Annotated in this window: 20 protein-coding genes; 10 read left to right on the forward strand and 10 right to left on the reverse strand. The window is 60.6% G+C overall.

The window, feature by feature from the left end; translation table 11 throughout:
• Nucleotides 1-17: 17 nt before the first annotated feature.
• Entirely contained in the window at nt 18-320 is a 303-nt protein-coding gene (locus GGC65_RS21210) for a hypothetical protein (protein WP_192648967.1), read from the reverse strand.
• A 49-nt stretch (nt 321-369) separates the two neighbouring features.
• On the opposite strand from GGC65_RS21210, the gene GGC65_RS21215 reads away from it, so the two are divergent.
• Entirely contained in the window at nt 370-624 is a 255-nt protein-coding gene (locus tag GGC65_RS21215) for a hypothetical protein (protein WP_192648968.1), read from the forward strand.
• A 122-nt stretch (nt 625-746) separates the two neighbouring features.
• On the opposite strand, the gene infA is transcribed toward GGC65_RS21215, so the two are convergent.
• Together infA and GGC65_RS21225 are read right to left on the reverse strand one after the other, a co-directional pair.
• Entirely contained in the window at nt 747-1,001 is a 255-nt protein-coding gene (gene infA, locus GGC65_RS21220; protein WP_192648969.1) for a translation initiation factor IF-1, read from the reverse strand.
• Nucleotides 1,002-1,009: 8 nt separating this feature from the next.
• A complete protein-coding gene (locus GGC65_RS21225; protein WP_054728090.1) occupies nt 1,010-1,216 on the reverse strand; it encodes a cold-shock protein in 207 nt (68 codons plus the stop codon).
• 367 nt (nt 1,217-1,583) lie between these two features.
• On the opposite strand from GGC65_RS21225, the gene GGC65_RS21230 reads away from it, so the two are divergent.
• From GGC65_RS21230 to GGC65_RS21250, 5 genes are all read left to right on the forward strand, one after another.
• Nucleotides 1,584-2,225 carry a hypothetical protein gene (locus tag GGC65_RS21230; RefSeq protein ID WP_192648970.1) on the forward strand — a complete coding sequence of 214 codons (642 nt, stop codon included), beginning with the start codon at nt 1,584-1,586 and terminating at the stop codon, nt 2,223-2,225.
• Nucleotides 2,215-2,517, forward strand: coding sequence for a DUF2384 domain-containing protein (locus tag GGC65_RS21235; protein WP_192648971.1), 303 nt, complete (start codon nt 2,215-2,217; stop codon nt 2,515-2,517). Before GGC65_RS21230 ends, GGC65_RS21235 begins: the two co-directional genes overlap by 11 nt.
• Nucleotides 2,507-2,740 (forward strand): hypothetical protein, encoded by a 234-nt coding sequence (locus GGC65_RS21240; protein WP_168707828.1) that lies wholly within the window; start codon nt 2,507-2,509, stop codon nt 2,738-2,740. The genes GGC65_RS21235 and GGC65_RS21240 overlap by 11 nt, the downstream gene beginning before the upstream one ends.
• A 32-nt stretch (nt 2,741-2,772) precedes the next feature.
• Nucleotides 2,773-3,027, forward strand: a complete 255-nt coding sequence (locus GGC65_RS21245) for a hypothetical protein (protein ID WP_192648972.1) — start codon at nt 2,773-2,775, stop codon at nt 3,025-3,027.
• Nucleotides 3,028-3,259: 232 nt separating this feature from the next.
• Nucleotides 3,260-3,889, forward strand: coding sequence for a tyrosine-type recombinase/integrase (locus GGC65_RS21250; RefSeq protein WP_136174220.1), 630 nt, complete (start codon nt 3,260-3,262; stop codon nt 3,887-3,889).
• Nucleotides 3,890-4,015: 126 nt separating this feature from the next.
• Here the strand turns inward: GGC65_RS21250 and GGC65_RS21255 are convergent, their stop codons facing one another.
• From GGC65_RS21255 to GGC65_RS21285, 7 genes are all read right to left on the reverse strand, one after another.
• Nucleotides 4,016-4,441 carry an aconitase X swivel domain-containing protein gene (locus tag GGC65_RS21255; protein WP_192648973.1) on the reverse strand — a complete coding sequence of 142 codons (426 nt, stop codon included), beginning with the start codon at nt 4,439-4,441 and terminating at the stop codon, nt 4,016-4,018.
• Nucleotides 4,438-5,691, reverse strand: coding sequence for an aconitase X (locus tag GGC65_RS21260; RefSeq protein WP_192649668.1), 1,254 nt, complete (start codon nt 5,689-5,691; stop codon nt 4,438-4,440). Before GGC65_RS21260 ends, GGC65_RS21255 begins: the two co-directional genes overlap by 4 nt.
• Nucleotides 5,692-5,713: 22 nt before the next feature.
• Nucleotides 5,714-7,183 carry a M24 family metallopeptidase gene (locus GGC65_RS21265; RefSeq protein WP_192648974.1) on the reverse strand — a complete coding sequence of 490 codons (1,470 nt, stop codon included), beginning with the start codon at nt 7,181-7,183 and terminating at the stop codon, nt 5,714-5,716.
• A gap of 74 nt (nt 7,184-7,257) precedes the next feature.
• A complete protein-coding gene (locus GGC65_RS21270) occupies nt 7,258-8,199 on the reverse strand; it encodes an alpha/beta hydrolase (protein WP_192648975.1) in 942 nt (313 codons plus the stop codon).
• Between the two features lie 39 nt (nt 8,200-8,238).
• Nucleotides 8,239-9,156, reverse strand: a complete 918-nt coding sequence (locus GGC65_RS21275; RefSeq protein WP_192648976.1) for a sulfite exporter TauE/SafE family protein — start codon at nt 9,154-9,156, stop codon at nt 8,239-8,241.
• A gap of 75 nt (nt 9,157-9,231) precedes the next feature.
• Complete coding sequence (locus tag GGC65_RS21280) at nt 9,232-11,064, reverse strand: M2 family metallopeptidase (RefSeq protein WP_192648977.1); 1,833 nt, start codon at nt 11,062-11,064, stop codon at nt 9,232-9,234.
• A gap of 109 nt (nt 11,065-11,173) precedes the next feature.
• Entirely contained in the window at nt 11,174-11,830 is a 657-nt protein-coding gene (locus GGC65_RS21285; RefSeq protein WP_192648978.1) for a helix-turn-helix domain-containing protein, read from the reverse strand.
• 211 nt (nt 11,831-12,041) lie between these two features.
• Here GGC65_RS21285 and GGC65_RS21290 point away from each other — a divergent pair, with 211 nt between their 5' ends.
• The 4 genes from GGC65_RS21290 to GGC65_RS21305 all read left to right on the forward strand — a co-directional run bounded on the left by GGC65_RS21290 (nt 12,042) and on the right by GGC65_RS21305 (nt 17,088).
• Nucleotides 12,042-14,291: a TonB-dependent receptor gene (locus GGC65_RS21290; protein WP_192648979.1), complete on the forward strand. Its 2,250-nt coding sequence runs from the start codon at nt 12,042-12,044 to the stop codon at nt 14,289-14,291.
• A 49-nt stretch (nt 14,292-14,340) separates the two neighbouring features.
• Nucleotides 14,341-15,294 (forward strand): ornithine cyclodeaminase family protein, encoded by a 954-nt coding sequence (locus GGC65_RS21295; protein ID WP_192648980.1) that lies wholly within the window; start codon nt 14,341-14,343, stop codon nt 15,292-15,294.
• Between the two features lie 278 nt (nt 15,295-15,572).
• Nucleotides 15,573-16,772 (forward strand): hypothetical protein, encoded by a 1,200-nt coding sequence (locus tag GGC65_RS21300; RefSeq protein ID WP_192648981.1) that lies wholly within the window; start codon nt 15,573-15,575, stop codon nt 16,770-16,772.
• Between the two features lie 28 nt (nt 16,773-16,800).
• On the forward strand, nt 16,801-17,088 hold the full coding sequence (locus GGC65_RS21305; protein WP_225941278.1) for an excalibur calcium-binding domain-containing protein: 288 nt from the start codon (nt 16,801-16,803) through the stop codon (nt 17,086-17,088).
• Nucleotides 17,089-17,541: the final 453 nt, after the last annotated feature.

Raw genomic sequence — 17,541 nt, forward strand, 5'->3', positions numbered from 1 at the left:
TCGGGGATGTCAATGTCTCACGCGTCGGGGTCCGATATCTCGCAACGTCGTTTGACAATTTCGTCAAGCTTCCCCGCGGCCGCTGCCGCCATGTCGGCAAGAATCCACGGGACCGCCCTGAGATTATTGCACGCGGCCGGTCCTATGGCTTCGATCAGAACCCGTTCGATGTGGTCGGCCAAGGTTAGCGCCTGCATCGGATTGGGTCGTGAAATAAAGATGTGCGGATGAAGAGTCTCGAGCGCTGCTCGAATGATCTCTTTTTGCTCCGAAGGTGAGATTTGGGGGTGCGGAGGTCCAGGCATGACGGGCTCGGTCAAGGTTTCCTCCGCGCCGCTTCCAATGTGCGGATGACCGCTATGCGAGGCATTGCCTGCGCACTTCGGCTGCAAGGCGATCCTTTTCGGCGCGCGCCTCTTCGGATTTCAGCTGACGAGCTGCCATGATTCGCCAAGCGGCTGCCGAGCGAAGGTTGCGCTGCCGGACCTGCGCAAGATCTGCTTTGGCGGCTTCCGCTTCGCACCGTTCGGCTTGCTCGCGATAATGATCACTTGTTACTGCCACGGCGCGTTCCTTTCGTTCAACCAATCAATAGGGGGCAATACGCCCGAGTTCGCGGCGTGAGAGCGTTGGCCTACGCCCTGCCTCAACGGCGCGGCGCATCGATCGTCCGCCGAGAAGGAGGCCGGTCAGGCTGGAGAAAATGGTGCTACTCTGAAAAATGTCAAAATCCTTGACTATAGTTCTCAACGGCGCTTGCCTGGAGCGCCAGGATTCCCCGGGCCGCGATCGCGATAGACGATGCGGCCCTTGGTCAGATCATAGGGCGTCATTTCGACGCGCACGGAATCGCCCACCACCGAGCGGATGCGGAAACGCCGCATCCGTCCGGCGGTATAGGCAATGAGCCGGTGGCCATTTGCGAGTTCGACGCGAAAGCGCCCGTCGGGCAGAATCTCGTCGATCATCCCGTCAAGGGTGAGAAGTTCTTCCTTGGCCACCCGACGCGTCAGGCCGTTTCGAGATTTACGGCTGAAACCTTGCCGTCACGGCCGGTCTCAAGGTCGTAGCTGAGGCGCTGGTCCTTGTTCAGCGTTGCCATCCCGGCGCGCTCGACGGCAGTGATGTGGACGAAGCTGTCGCCCGAGCCATCCGCGGCTGCGATGAAGCCATAGCCCTTGTCGCTGTTGAAGAATTTGACGTTGCCGATCGGCATGGATGTTTCCTTTCACGAAAACAGGGTATCCGCCGGCAAAAGCACCGGCAGAGCTGGAAGCGTGAGAAGGGAAGAAGCGACCCCCGCGGGGGCATCAAATTTCCGTCGCAGGCGACGTTAGCGATCCACGTATAAGTCAGCGATCTCAAAAAATCAAGGAATTCCTTGCCTTTCAGTTTGTCGACAAATTGGTCGGCCGAGAGCACGAGGTCGATGTTCGCCCGGGACGCCTGAGGTCCGATCAGGACATTTCGACATGCATATGGCTTGTAATGCAGCATCCGGACGCCCACATGAGGGTATCCCCGGCTTGGCATTGCATGCCGGTGACTGAGAGACAATCGCGCTCCCGCAAAAGGGAGCAGACATGGATCTCAACCAACTTCTCTATCATCACCAGATGGCGCTCATTGCGGTAAGCCAAGCCCGGCGCGACGGTCACTTGCTTCCGAACTTCGATCTGCCCCGCTATTATGCGAAGCGGATCAATGAGTATCGCGAGCGCCGTGGGCTGGCCGACGACTTTGCAGGGGTTATCACGCCGGAGCATGTTGGTCCGAAGGCTGACCCACCTGTTTCCGATCCGGCAAACGACTACCCGGTTTTTGTTGGCGACACGCTGATTGCAGAGTTGCTCGTCAACGAGGCGTTGGCGATGACCGAGGAGGAAAGGGCGGCCTTCGGCTTGGAGGATGTCGTCGGCCGACTTGCCGCGGTCCAGGAGGATATCTGGGTTATCGGGCGCGATATCTACCGCGCGCTTGGTCTCGACGAGGACAAGCTGGCCGCGCTTGCGGCAAAGTTGTCCGCTTTGCCCGATTTGCATCCAGCCGATGCGGTGCATCTCCAGCCGTTTCGGTCGCTATCGGAAGTAGGCATCGTCCACACATATGTTGAACAATTCCGGGTCGGGCCATTCCGATATTCGAGTATCGACGACGCGCGTGCCGCGCTCCGGCGCCAAGGCTCCAGCAGTGGAGCCGAAGGAAAACAAGCCAATGACGTCTGAGCAGAATAAGCCGCGCACCGCTTTGGCGAGCGCGCGTACAAACCCGTTTCGGCGAAATCGCAAGATCACACCCCTTGCGCCGGAGGATGCGCAGCGGCAAGGCGCGATCAGCGCGCTGGCGTTCCAGCTGCTTGGCGGACGCGATGCGGCGCTCGACTTTCTCAACACCGAAGACGCAATTCTGAGCGGGCGTCCCATCGCGGTCGCGACCAGAAGCGAGGCCGGCTATGCGAGCGTCGAGCGCGAGCTTCGCGCACGATCGCTTGTCCGGGATGCGCCGCATGGAGGATGATCGAGAAGGTGCCAGTCACATCGTCCGCTGCTGGTTCGAGTGGGAGATCGACGGCCTCGCCCGAAAGGTCATTCTTGTCGTCGAAACCGACCTTCCCATGCAGCCCGATGAAAACGGCTATGAAGCCATCGCGCTCGATGAACTTCGCGCTGCCGCTATCGCCCGGTCGCGCGCGTCCCCTGGCGCTATCGACCGGATCCGCATCGTTCCGGTTCGCTACTAGCTGGCCCGCGCAAGAGGATCGGACTTCAAGACATGGCCGACTATGAGATTGTCGCCGTCCGCGAAGGTGCCGGTAATGGCCGGACGCATCATATCGCCGCGGTGAAGGTGGGCGAGAGCCTGTTCCTCGCCGATCAGATCGTCGACTGGATCAATGCCGGCACATACCGTTTCTGGGTCTGGTTTCATGTGGTCGCCAGGGAGCAAGGTGCGTCGCGGCGCTATTACCTGACCATAACAAGCGTTGGTTTTCCACCCATTGCCTTGCTTTCGCTCCCCCGTTTTTAAGTTTGGAATTTCAGTTTCGGTCCGTAACCGGTTCAACGGCAGCAACGGGAAACAGCGAGGCTTAAATCAGGACTTGTCGATCGAACGCATCACATGAACTGGAGCGAACGCTTGGGCAGTCCGAACGTCCGCTCTCGCTGTTTGGAGCCTCAAAGCTGGCTGCCTGCAAGCAGCCAACCGGCTTGACCCATGCGTTTCCCTTTTTGGCCATTTTGGCCTTAGGAGAACGATCATGGGTAGGTCAGAATTCGACTATTTACCTCCGCGACCGGCGTGGAATGCCGGTCGAAAGGTTGGCGCAAAGCGGCCGTTAAAACCACGGCAGATTTGGGCTATTCGCTTTCACCTGGATCGAGAGCATCGGCTTCGAGACAGGGCACTTTTCGATCTTGCGATCGACAGCAAACTGAGAGGCTGCGATCTGGTGAAGATCAAGATCGGCGACCTTGTCACCGGCGGTGAGTTGAGAACACGGGCGATGGTGATTCAGCAGAAGACCGGTCGACCAGTTCAGTTCGAGATCATGTCGGATGCTCGTGGAAGCCTCTTGGCATGGCTTGAGCGGCGCGGCGGATCGATCGAGGATTTTGCGTTTCCCAGCCGGATCGACCACTCTGCCCATATGAGCACGCGTCAATATGCGCGTCTCGTCGACGAATGGGTAACGGCGGTTGGCCTTCGAAGCGAAGATTACGGGACGCACTCTCTGCGCAGAACGAAGGCCTCGATCATTTACAAGGCAACCGGTAACCTACGTGCCGTACAAATTCTGCTCGGTCATACCAAGATTGAAAATACCGTGCGGTACCTCGGCGTCGACGTTGAAGACGCGTTGACTCTGGCGGAAGGCATCGAAGTCTAACGATCAAATCTCGTTATCCTGGAGAGCGAGCGCTCTGACGCGTCTTAGAACGTCCGCTCTCTCTATTTGATTTCTAAAAGCTGACAGGCTCCAACCGGCCAGGAGATAATGCACAGCTGATTGTGATCAGCTGGCGATATCCAAACAACTGACATCCCCGGTTGCTTCGACAATAACCTTGCCGGCGGATGGAAGCATGTCCCACTGATCTTCCGTTACCAGCACGATGGGGATTTGAATCCCATAGAGGTCAGCCGCGACGAGGCTGCCGATCACCAGGATCGGATCGGGACGCACGAGAATGATTGCGCACGGTGCGACACCGCGTCTCGCTGCTTCGACGAGCGCGCTCGAGGAGGAGGAAGAGCCGCGCGCAGCGCGCATCGCCAAAACCTTACCTGAAAGCGATTGGCCATGCTCCGGGTGGTTCACGTCGCAGATCGTGCCGTCGTCGAGGTCGAGGCCGCCCCACAGGCTCAGTGGCGCAGAGAGCCGGGCAAGGGGACCGGTCGCCGTGCCGGGGCTGAGCGTTCTGAGCGATGAGAGGTTCATTTTCGCACCACCCGCCCGGTCTCGGCCGATCGCACACAATCTTCGAGGCTCATCAGACCGACGCGCCGGCGCAGATTGCCTGGCCCATAATGCGCCCATTTTCCGGAATTGGTGACGATCGCGCCGGTGGTTTCACGCACGACTGGCGCGAGATATGTGCATGTATCGACGACGAGGTGCGCACCGAAGGCAAGCACGGGCGCAAGGTTGGGGGCTTCTTCGACATGCGCCGCGATCTCGCGTGACGTGGAGACATAAACCTCGACACCGGCCGCTGCCCGTCGTCCTTCAACTACGCGGGCGAGCGATTCAAACTCACTGATCGAATAATGCGGGGTGCCGAGGCACAAGGCAGCCACCTCTTCGCCCTCTCGCAAAGGGCAGAGGGATCGTACGGCGGCGCGCAGGTCGTCGGGTGAAAAGGTGATCTCGATCAGATCCGCATCGGAGTTGCCGGTTGCGTGTGCGAGCGTTTCGGCTTCGGGAGTGATCCCGACTGCGTGGAACAGTGCGATCGCACCTGCCGAGGCGGCGCATGCGCCCAGCGCCTTGAGTTCGTCTTCGCTCGCATCCGCCGGCAGACCGATCATGACAGGCACATGGTCGGTGGACCGCGAGCCGAGCACATATCCCATGGCTGCGAAATAGAGATCGCGCGCCAGACCTGTGTCCTCAACGCTGGGAACATGCACGACCAGCGTGGCGCGGCGGTTCTCGGTCCGGTGAAGGCCGACATAGGGCACGCGCCCCGTGAGCGCCGCGCAGAGGTCGGTGAAATCGCCGTAACGGTCCGTGCGCGCGCCGAGCACCGAATTGGCGAACGCGATCGCGTTCGATTCCGCCCAGGCAATATGCTCGCCGATGCGCGGTCTAAGCATGCGCTGATAGGGCGCGCAGGTGAGGGTCGCGACACAGCCCAGCTCTTCGTGCAGCGCGGTCAACAGCGCCTGCTCTGACAGCAGCTCGGATGGACCCTGGTGCCAGCCGGGATGGACGACGTCGACCGCCGCGACGTTCAAGGTGGTCGGTACGCGGACGCGTCCGCCGAGGTCGACGAAGCGCCGAACGAAGTCGATGCTCGATGGCCCGTGATAGAGGCACCCGTCGATGTGGGCGGAGTTCACGGAAATGAAGCGCTCTGCGCCGAATACCTCGCCATATCGGATGAGGAGCGCCATTGCATGCGCGGAGGCGGCACCAAATGCACCGTCGAGAAGGTCCCGGTCGACCGGTTCAAGTTCCATCGGCATCAACCCTATCCGGTTCGTCCCGTCAAAGCTTCACGAACAGCCAGTCCTTCGAATAGGGGGTGCGGCTCATCCCATAACCGCTGGCCTCGCCGGTCACGATACTGTCGCTCCAGTTGTAACCGACCTTGCGGACCGCATCGTAAAGGCCGGGTTCGACGGACATCACCGAATTTTTCGGTAGCACCGTGCGATCGCCGAGCGCGATGAAGGGCGGCATATGGCCCTCGGTCGTCTGGCCGTGCGAGGCACGCGTGAAGATGTAATCCTTCATGCCATTGTCGACCTGATATTTGTGGACGGCATAAGCGATGTCGCCGCAGACCGCCCCGGCCTTCTGCATTTCCCGCTGTATATCGCAGCAGTGCCGGCTGACCTCCCAGAGTTTCGTTCCGTGTGGATCGAAGCGTCCGGCCTTGTTCGCGACTTGGTACATGCGGTAATTCTCGCCGCCGCAAAGCCCCACCATGACATAGGTCACCACCTGCAGCGGCGCGTCGCGCAGGACCTGCGAATAATAGGGCTGGTTGGGATGCGGATAGCCGTTGACCGGCCCCGAGCGAACTTCGACCTCGCCGATCGAGCCCACGCCATGGTTGGGGAGGCCGCCTGCGAGGTCGAGTTCCGAATATAGGGTGTCGCGCAGCCAAAGCTCGGTGGCGAACTTGAGTTCGAGGTCGGTGATGTCGGTCCCGAAGGTCAGCAGATAGTCGCGTGCGAAAGCCTGTGCCCGGTCGTGATAGGTGTAGGCGCGGCTCCACAGGGCCAGCTCCTCGGGCGTCTTGACCATGCGCAATGCGAGGACGGCATCGCTGATATCGACGATTTCGACGTCGGGCAGGATCTTTTTGAACTTGGCGAGTTCGGACGCATAAAGCTCGCCGTCGATGCCGATCTTCGTGCCCTTGACCCCCTTCTCCTTGATGCCTTCGAGCATATACTCCATGAGATCGATGCCGGGCGATGTCACGACCTTGCCCTTGTTCGGGAAGCCGCCTTCCGCATGCGGATAGTCGAAATAGATGCGGTCGCCGCCGAACCAGCCGTCGCGGACAAGCGAATGATCCACCATCGGATGGAAGTACCAAGGCGCTTCGTCGCTTTCATTCATGAAGACGGCCTGCGGGCGCTCGGTATTGCTGAACGAATAGCCGGTGAAATAGGTGACGTTGGAAGGCCCTCGTAGCAGGACAGCGCTCACGCCGAGCTCGGCGGTCTTTTCGAAGAGCGACTTCATTCGGCTCTGGTGCCACGAGCGCGAAAGCATGTCGGTCTTCGCGGGCGCGGGCGGGCGGTCGACGCCGCCGTAATCCGCCGGGAGCAGGAGCGCCTCGCTGTTGCGGGGGATCGCCTTCAGCTGAGCTATGATGGTTTTGGGATTGGCCCCGCTTTGCATCGCGGCGACTTTCTCGGTCCGTGACACCAGCCCGGCGGTGAGCGCGCCGAGCGCGGTGAGTTTCATGATGTCGCGGCGACTCTTGGCGAAGCTCGTCATCGGTTGCGATCCTTGTCTGTATGGGACGCAGTTGCGGCCCAGGGGGGTACTTCCGGCTTATCGGGCTGCGAGACCTAAAGGCCGACGACACAGCCTGCGCCGATGGCCGGCGGTGTGGGGTCGAGCAGTTTGCGCAGCCCGAAGGTGTGTCCCGGACCCTGAATCGTGTGATGGGTCGTATCCGCGAGCGCGCGTGCGAACACCCTGTCACCCCGGCCGGCAGCGGCGACATATTCGGCAAGGATCTCAACGTTGCGCGTCATATTATACTTTGCCTCCGAGACCGTTTGTTCGAGGGCTCCGGCAAGCGCCACGGTGTGCGGGAAGGCTGCGCCTCTTTGCAGGGCTTCTTTCAATTGCCTCAGCACAAGATTCTTGTCGAACCACAGCGAGGGGCTAAGCGCGAGCAGATTGGCGAACAGATCGGGTTGCTGAACTGCCGTGTCGAGGACGAAGAGGCCGCCGAACGAGTGGCCGACCAGCGTCGATTGCGCGGCGTCGACTTCGAACTCGCTTTCGATGAGCGGCTTGACCTTGGTCGCGATAAAGGCGCGGAACTCGGCGGCGCCGCCAAAACGTCTGCCGTCCGACGGGCCGTTGGCGCTGGGTGTCAGATCGAGGGCCCGTCGGCCCGCCTTGTCGGCCTTTTCGGCGTCGGCATAAGCGATGCCGACAATCAGGCAGGGCGGCACGGAACCGCCCCACTGCATCATTCGGGTCAGTCCCAGGACAATCGGAAAATTCTCGGTGCCGTCGAGGACATAGATGGGGACGGGCTTGCGGCCGCGGATCATGAGCGGGAGGCCCTCCTCGATCGGATGCGGATGTCCGATCTGGATCCGGAATTGCTGCCCACCGGGGCCTACCAACATGCGCTCCTCGCTGCGGTCGATCCCGGCCAATTTGGGCGCTGCCGCGGTTTTGCTGCGGGCGTGCGCGGTGGCGGGTGCAGCCGCCGTAGCCGCTGCGGCGACGCCGAGCAGGATGTTGCGTCGCGATACGTCGGGAAGGTCCAACTTAAATCTCCCTTGGAAATTGATATTGTGGTTTCGGCGTCATGCTTCGCCCGCCGGACCGATACGGCCAGTTGGCGCGGCCACAATGCGACCGTCTGCGGCTTCGCGGCGCGAATGGAGCGCCGACCGCAGCATCAGGACGGCAGCGTAGACGACAACGACGACGACGCCCCACCGAAGCGCGTAAAGCGGAAGCGACTTGATGAGATAGGCCGCGAGCAGCACTGCCGGCGCTCCGCCGATGGCCATCCCGGTGACAAGGCCGAGGTCGATCGGCCGCTTGCGGACAATCGTCGTCCCGCTTGCGACGAAGATGAAAGCGGCGGACCCCATCATGATCGGGAAGGCCGCGAGCGGATCCATGCCGAGCAGACTGAGCACGATCAATGTCGGCGCGAAACTGCCGATGCCGAGGTTGGTGAGAATACCGAGCAGGAAGGAAAAAGCGACGACCAGGATGAGCTGGGGGACCGGCAATGCGGTCGCCGCGCCGCCGCCCGGCAGGAGGGCGAGATTCGAGAGGGCATAGAGCGTGCCCGCAATGAGAAGGCCGACGCCGATCGTCGTCTGGATCGCCTGCACGGGCAGGCGCGGGGCGACGACAACTCCCGCGATCGCTCCGAGGCTCGATGCCACGATGCAGGAAAAGAGCAGGAGCGGATCGACCTCGACCGATATGATATAGACGAAGGCCTCCACGACCGTCGCGATCGTATAACCAACGATCATCGTCGACGGGATCATTTCGTCGGGGGTGAGACGCCTGATCTTGAGATAGGCCGTGGAAGGAGCGAAGGAACCGATCCCGAGGGCATCGAAGAAGTTTGCTACGGCGCTGAGGGCAATCCCCTCGACGCGCGGTCGCACGGGGGCCAGCCGCCACCTTCGCACCAGCAGGGCCGTGAATACGATCGCCGCAGCGCCGAGGACCGTGAGAAGCACGTCTACCAGCTGCATGGCATAGATCCTTTACGGCTTTCAGATGTCACGGCTTTCCCGCGGGTCTTTGCCCCGCAGCCGATTGCGACAGAGCTACCAGCCACAACGTTCACCGGCATTTTCCTTATCGAGCCATTGCTTCAACGGCTGAAAATAGGCGAGCATGGCCCGCGGATCGGCATCGGACGAGCCGGTAAACATCTCCAGTGCCTCGGAATTCGGACTCGACCCACCGAGAGCCAGCGTCTTGCGCAATTTCTCGCCGACCTCTTTGTTGCCGTAAATCGAACAGCGATGAAGCGGGCCCTTCCACTTGGCGATGCGGCAGGCGGCCTCGTGAAACTGATACTGGTAGAGGCGCGCCTTCAGATAGCTGATGTACGGCACATTTTCGGGAACATGATATTTGGCCCCCGCATCGAACCCGTCGTCGGGGCGCGGCCGCGGAGGAACCATTCCCTGATATTCGCCCACGAGCTTCCACCAGCTCCGGTTGTATTCGTCGGGGGATATCTTGCCCGCGAGCACGTTCCATCGCCATTTGTCGAGCGCGATGGCGAAGGGCAGGAGGGGTAACTTATCGAGCGCGATCTGGAGCAGCTGCCCGATATCGTCGCCTTCCGCGGCATCTCCCGGGAGGACGCCGATGGTCTTGTAATAGGCCGGCGATGTCGCGGAGAGGGCAATGAAGTCGCCGATACCTTCGTGGAATCCCTCGTCCGCGCCCCTGCGGAACAGGAAGGGCTGGTCGGCGTAGGAGAGGTTGTAGAAATCGTGCCCGAGCTCATGGTAGATCGTGGTGAACTGCGATCGGGTGACGCGAATGCACATCTTGATGCGCACGTCGGTTCCATTGTCGATTGTCCAGGCCGAAGGATTGCAGTCGACCGATCGGTCGCTCGGCTTTACGAATTGCGATGATGTCCAGAAGCTCGCCGGCAGGGGATCGAAGCCAAGCGAAACGTAGAAATTCTCGGCCGTTTTGACCATTTGCTCCGGGTCATAATTCGCTTTCTGGAGGTAGACATCGATATCCGGCCGATCGAGTGGGCCCGGCTTTGCGATGTCGAACAGATTGCCCCAGTTCTGGCCCCACATATTGCCGAGCAGGTGGGCCCGAATGGGGCCGGTGCGCGGTTGAACGGTCGGCCCGTATCGCTCTGAGAGCTTCTTGCGCATGAAGCAATGCAGCGCCGCGTAAAGAGGACGCAGCCTGTCCCAGTCGGCATCGATTTCCGCTTCGACCTGCGCTGGGCTGCGATCATAGCCCGATCGCCACAATTCGCCCATGTCCGCATAGCCAAGGTCGCGCGCGCCCTGGTTGGCGAGGGCCGCCATGGCGACATAGTCGGGCTTGAGCTTCTTCGCACTGTCGCGCCAACCTTCCCAGAGTTGTCGCGCCTCTTCGGGGTCACGTGTCTTTGCGAGCAGCGCTTCGGCATCTCCGAGCGAGAGCGTCTGCCCTTGGTAGACGAAGGATCCCGTCGCATACTGACCGCTCAGCGATGTCTGAAGCGCAGCCAGACGCGACGCCGCGCCCGCTTCCGCAGGAGGCGGAACGGTGGTCATGCGCTTGAGCACATCCAGCTTCCTCCGCTCGACAGGTGTGGCGGAAGCCTGGTCTAGGCTCGTGGCTTCCCTGGCGATGCGCAAGGTGAGGGTAGCGAGGCGCTCGCGGGCAAGGCTGCTGAGCCATTGGGTGTCGGGCGTAATATTCGTTGCATGGACCCAGTCCGCGCGGCTCGACTCCTGCGTGGCGGCATCGAGTTCTTCTTCTGCCTGTGCAAGAAAGGTGCCGATCGTTACCGGAGAGGCGAGGGGCGACTGCGTTTCCGCGCCGAAGACCGGATTTAAGGAACCTGCGAGCGCGAAAAACGCCAAGCAGCTGAGTGAAGTCAGCGCCTTGAGCGAGCCCTTCGTGGTCATACGCGTTTTCCTCCCACCGCCCATAGCGATTGGACGATATGTCCTAACAGTTGCCTATATGTCAATACCGGGACAAAGAGGAAATCGGATCACGAGAGGGTGTGCACCGCTATAGCGAGGACTTGCGATGATCTTGGGCAAAAGGAATGACGCCGTCGCCGTCCTTGGCCTCCGCCTCGGAGCCGACGCAAAGGATCCTTGCGGGCCCGTCTCCAACATTGACGTAGGCATGGCCCACCTTGCTGTCGAAGAAGACGCTCTCGCCGGCCTTGAGGCGGAGCGGCGCGTAAATCTCGGTGTGAAGCTCGATCTCGCCTTCAAGAATATAGGCGAGTTCGTCGCCCTCGTGGCGGACGAACTCCTCGAACTCGTCGATGCTCCGCGCGTGAATATCCATGAGGACCGGCGTGAACCGCTTTCCTATGAGGTCATGCGCCAGATATTCATAGGTATAGACGCCTGCACCAATTTCGAAACCGTCGCCGCCGCGGTGGACGCTGCGGCGCCCCGCGAACTGAGCCACCGGCTGCTTGGCCGGGCCGGATGTAAAGAGCCGGGATATGTCCACCGACAGCGCTTCCGCCAGTTGCACAAGCTTGTCATAAGTCAGCGAGCGCTGGCCATTCTCGATCTTCGAAAGGCTGGATACGGATAGGCCCGTCGCGGTTGCCATATCGGAAAGGCTCCAATTGCGCTCTTTCCGAATCGACCTCAGGGCAGACCCTAGGCTCGTTCGCTCGTTGTTGATGTTAGCGGCGGTGGCCAAATCCTTGCTCCCTCGTCTAAGCGGCGCGTGAATCCGTGCGCGGCCAACACTCTGTCCACAAAACAGCGCCCGGACAATTCGCTAGAATGTATAGGTTTCCACCTCGTTTAGACAAGGTGTTTCGTCAAAATATGTCCAATATGGAAAATTCACTGGACATAATGTCACATTTTTGACAGGAGTCGCCGCGAACACGATGGGAGGTTTCGTGATGACCAAGATTGCAAGCTCAGTTCGGATTTTTGCCGCCTCGCGGAGGCCTCGCCTGTCGACCGCCCTGTTGCTCGCGTCGGGAGCGAGCCTTGCGGCGATGGTCCCCGGCGCAGCCTACGCCCAGGCCGCGCCTGAGGCGCCGGCAGCGGACTCGGCCGAATTTCAGGACTCGAACGATATCGTCGTGACCGCCTCGAAGCGGAACGAAAACCTCTCGAATGTCGGGTCGTCGATCACCGCCCTCAGCGGCGATCGATTGTCGGAACTTGGCATCTCGTCCTTTCAGGATTTCTCGCGCCTGACCCCCGGCCTGTCATTTCAGGCTGTGGCACCGGGCCGCACCCAGATCAGCATTCGCGGCATCAACGTCGGGACGACGCAACCGAGCAGCTCGGTCGCCCAATATCTCGATGAGACCCCCATCACCGCAGCTGCGACAGCTGCGCTGGCGGGTGAGCTCAATCCCGATCTCGACCCGTTTGACATGAGCCGGATTGAAGTTCTCAAAGGTCCTCAGGGAACGCTCTACGGCGCTAATGCGCTCGGCGGCGTGATCAAATATGTCACCAATGCTCCCGATTTCGGGGGCTTCGCTGCCGCGGTAGAGGCGAGCGTCGGTTCGGTCCACAAGGGTGGCACGGACTACTCCGGGAAGGCGATGGTGAATGTGCCGATCGCCGACTGGGCCGCCCTTCGCGTCGTGGGCAATTATCGCAAGGATGCCGGATTCATCGACAATGTGGCCCTCGGCGACGACGACGTGAACTTCGCCAAGAACCGCGGCGGCCGCGCCACCCTCGAGTTGCGGCCGGTCGACGATCTCGTGATCAAGCTCAGCGCATTCACGCAGCGACTAAACGTCGGCGGTGAGTCCTCGGTCGATGCGATCCGAAATACACTCACGCCGGCCTTCGGCGACCTCACGCAGTCGCGCCCGCTCCCCGAGTTCATCCGCGATCGCTTCAATCTCTACAATGCGACGATCAGCTACGATTTCGGCTTCGCTACCCTGTTCTCGACATCGAGCTGGACGGATCAGAAATATCGGCGGGCTTCGAACGGTCCGTCCTTCACGGCAGGTACACGGATTTCGTCGGAAGGTGCGGGCGAGAACAAGAAGTTCGTGCAGGAAATCCGCCTGCAGTCCGAGAGTGCTGACCAGCATGGTTTCGAATGGCAGCTCGGCGCCTATTATACGAACGAGCGGTACAATCGCACGTCGACCGACTTTATCGTCGACCTTAACACGCAGGCCACGACGGTCGACTTCTTCAGCGGCACGATCGCAAAATATGAGGAAAAGGCTGCCTTCGCCAACGCGACCTACTATTTCGGACCGAGCTTCGACATCGCTGCCGGTGTCCGCTACAGCGAAAACAAGCAGGACGGGCAGGGCTATGGTGGCGACGGCCAGTTCAACGGCCGGATGGGCTCATCACGCGACGATGCGATCACCTGGACCGTCACCGGCCGCTACCATCCGACCGAAGATGTGATGCTCTACGGGAACGTCTCGCGCGGCTATCGCGCCGGCGGCCCGAATTTCTTCCGGGTCGGGCAAGTCATCCCGTTCGAGTTCGAGCCCGAGGAACTGACCAATTACGAGCTCGGGTTGAAGGCGAGCACCGCGGACAACAGGCTGCATTTCAACCTTGCCGGCTTCTATATAAAATGGTCGTCGATCCAGCTGCCGCTGATCGTCGACTTCCAGACATTCCGCGGCAACAATGGCAAAGCGGAGAGCAAGGGCTTCGAAGCATCGGCGAGCTATACGCCGATCGATGGCCTGACCTTCGCGGGGACGCTCGCCTATACAGACGCGAGCATCACCACCGACGAGCGCGCCGGTGTCGGTGCCGCGCCCGGCGAGCGCATGGCGGGTACGCCGCGTTGGAGCGGCTCGCTGACTGCCGATTATGAATGGGCTCTTAGCAGCAACCTCGACGGTTTCGTCGGAAGCACCTTCACGGGCAGCTCTAATCGACCGAACAGCTATATCGCCAGCGTCAACACCCCCTATGTGCTGATCCCCGGCTTTACGACGCTCGCGCTTCGCGCCGGTGTCAAAACCGACACGGCGACATTCACGCTTGCGGTCGATAACCTCTTCGACAAGCGCGGAATCACCGATGACTATACGTTCCCCCGCTTTTACGGCGAGACCTTCGGCGGTCTGGGCACCTACTATGACAATTTGGGAACGATCCGGCCTCGCACGATCAAGGCCACCGTCAGCCTGAAGATCTAGCTTCGGGCCGACGAGGCAGGGCATGATGTGAAAAGGGGAGGCGGAGAGCTTGCTTCATCTGGGTGCAGGCCAGCTCGGCCAAATTTTCCAGCGGATCGATCTGGTGGAACTGTTGGTAGAGGCGTTCAAGACGGCGGAGAAACCTCCCCTTCGGCAACGAATCGGCACGTCGGGAGGCGGGGAGCTTCTCGTCATGCCGGCCTTCTCCGACGGGTTCTCGGGCGTGAAGATCCTGACTGTCACGCCCGAGAACAGCGGAACAGGGCGCCCGCCGATCCAGGGTCTCTTTGCTCTCTTCGATACCGCAACCGGCGCGCCGCTCGCGACTTTCGATGCAGAAGCGCTGACGGGCTATCGCACTGCCGCCGTTTCGGCGATGGCTGCCAGCAGGCTCGCCAGAGCGGACGCCACCAAACTTGCGCTCTTGGGATCGGGTCATCTGATTCCCTATCTCGCATCTTCCCATGCTTCGGTTCGGCCTATCGGCGAGGTCAAAGTCTGGGCACGCAACGCCGAGCGAGGCGAGCGGGCTGTCGAGTGCATTCGGAGCAGACTTCCGAATGTCGAAACCAGTTTTGTGACAGATATCGAGGCCGCCGTCGGGTGGGCCGACATCGTGTGCTCGGCCACACGATCAACTGTTCCCCTGATCCTCGGGAGCTGGCTTCGCGAGGGCGCTCACGTCGATCTGGTGGGCGGATATCGTCCCGATATGCGCGAAATCGACGCCGATGGAGTGGCGACGTCGCGTGTCTTCGTTGACACGGTTGAAGGAGTTCTGGCGGAGGCGGGCGATCTGATCGTGCCTTTGCGCGAAGGCCGGATCACCAACGATGCGATTTTGGGCGATTTGGCCGATCTGGCTTCCTCTCCTCTTCACCGTCAAGGGGAGTATGAAGTTACCCTATTTAAGTCGGTCGGCACTGCTGCCGCGGATCTGGTGGTCGCTGCAGCAGCTTGGACGGCCTATCGCGACGCTTCGCTAAGAACGCTCGCGCAGTAATCTCGAATCCAGCGTAGCGGCTGAGAGGGCAGCTATTCCCTCGATCGGGACCGAAAGCGGACAGTCGACTATCGGCCAGTTTTGGCACTGAGGTCGAGCTGGGATTTGAGTGAGAGTGTTGAACGGCAGTCGGTCCGCTCCGTTTGCGCACCGTTGATCGATGCGGTGAAAATATGCGCCAGATCGGATCAAATAGCTGATCACGATAGCAGGGCTTTAATCCGGCGCTAATTGGTTCGGAATATCAGCCGCCGACAGTTTTTGTCGGGGGACGAACAATGAAGCGGGTAGTATTTATAATCGCGTTGCTTGGAATATCGACGACCATCGCTCAAGGCGCCATGGCAAAAGAGAAATTTCTCATCCAGCCAGTTCAGGTCGGGAACGAGACCGTCCGCTATGATCAGGGCGTCGCGACGGTCGAGCTTTTCAATCGACAAGGCTCAGTCCAGATCCAGCCCATGCCGGTCGATCACGGAAGTCTGGCCTTCTTCGTCGGCGTTTACAATGCCGGCCAGCTACCCGCCAATATCGACATCACCAATTTCTCTATTAACGCCGGTGGGCAGCCTCTCGCCATCTTTTCGCGACAAGACCTCGAGAAGAAGGCGAAGAACCGTGCGATGTGGACGCAGATCGGCATCGCCGCGCTCGGTGGCCTCGCGGCGGCGGGCGCTGCCAGCCAGCGTGACACCTATCACAGCAGTTTTTACACGCCGCGCGGATCCTATCATGGATATTACAGTGCCCCGAGCGCCTACGGGCAAATCCAGGCGGCCGCCATCACCGCCGGAACGGGCTACGCGATCTACAATGTCCAGCAACGCCTCGATCAAACGCGCCGCGAACTGGCGAACAGCGTCGTGCAGCTTTCGACCATCGATCCGGATCGGAGCTATGGCGGGAAGATTGTGTTGGCGAAAATCAAGGACAAGACGCTTCCCAAGATCGTGACGATCAATCTCGACTGGAACGGCGAGCGCTATCCCTTTTCTTTTCGGCTCGTGAAACCGGGAACGCCAGCTCCGATCTATACCAACCTTGCTCCCGTCGCACAGGAACCGCCTGTTGATGGGGTGTCTGGCGGCGCTGTGAGTGCGGGAGCAGTTGTCGAAACGGGCTCGGCAATATCGGCGACAGGTGCAAGCGCGCCAGTACAGATTTCACCGGTGGATCTCGATGCGGAATTGGCAAGCGCCGCGCGAACCATGAAAACCCCGATTTCCTTTATGGAGAAAACGACTGTCTCCAAGGTTCGGGCTGACGGAAACAGCCTCGTCATGACCGCCCTGGTGGATCAGAAGGGCGCCGCCGTGACAGAAAACGGCCGGCGACAGATCATCCGCAGGATTTGCGAGACAAATCCCGCGCTTCTGAAGGCGGGGGCGACAGTCCGCATAGATTTGTTCGAAGGGTTAAACGCGCGCGGCCCGGCATTCGATTCGGTGGCGGCGACACGCAAAGACTGCTCAATCTGACCTGGCTGCTCATAAGACCATGCTAAAAATGATCTTCTTCATCGCGGCTCTATTGCCCTTGGCCGCCGGGGCCCACCCCGGCGGGCTCGCTGCCGATGGTTGTCACAATGATCGGAAAAACGGCGGCCGCCATTGCCATCGGTCTCCAGGGCAGGGTGCTCCGCCCGCCGAGCGCCGCCAGCGCCTGTCAGGCGGGAGCGCCTATTACGCGAACTGTACCGCCGCGCGCGCTGCTGGCGCAGCGCCCGTCAGACGCGGCGATCCGGGCTATGCCCGACATCTTGATCGCGACAGTGATGGGGTAGGTTGCGAGTAATAGTATGGACGTAGTCGAAGGGGAGCGGCCGCTTTTGCGACTTGGCTGCAAAAAGTTGACGTTCCGCTCTCGGCCAGCTCCAGCAGCTATGTTACCCCGACGCCTCAGAAAAATCGCATCACGATCATGAGGGCGATGATGCTGCCTGTTGCCAATCCGATTAGCGTTCCAGCAGCGATGCCGCGATTGAGAATCCGGCGTTCCACCTTGTTCATTTCCCGTCTCCTTTCCAAGCATTTTTCCACAAGCAACGCGGGTCGGCAACGGGTTGTTTCAAGTCTACCAACCAAGAAGGTTGACGAAGGTCCGCTACCGCGAAATGAATCCTGAATCCTGAAGCCTGCCCGACCGAAATCGGCCAAAGTTAGCGATGGCATCTGCTGGCGAGATCGCGAGCGGCCTCACCGTTCAGAATGGGGTGGAAAGCGGAACAGCCAGTTTTGGCCAAGGCGC

Origin of the sequence: Sphingopyxis sp. OAS728 (genome assembly GCF_014873485.1) — a bacterium.
In the GTDB taxonomy this organism is placed as follows: Bacteria; Pseudomonadota; Alphaproteobacteria; order Sphingomonadales; family Sphingomonadaceae; genus Sphingopyxis.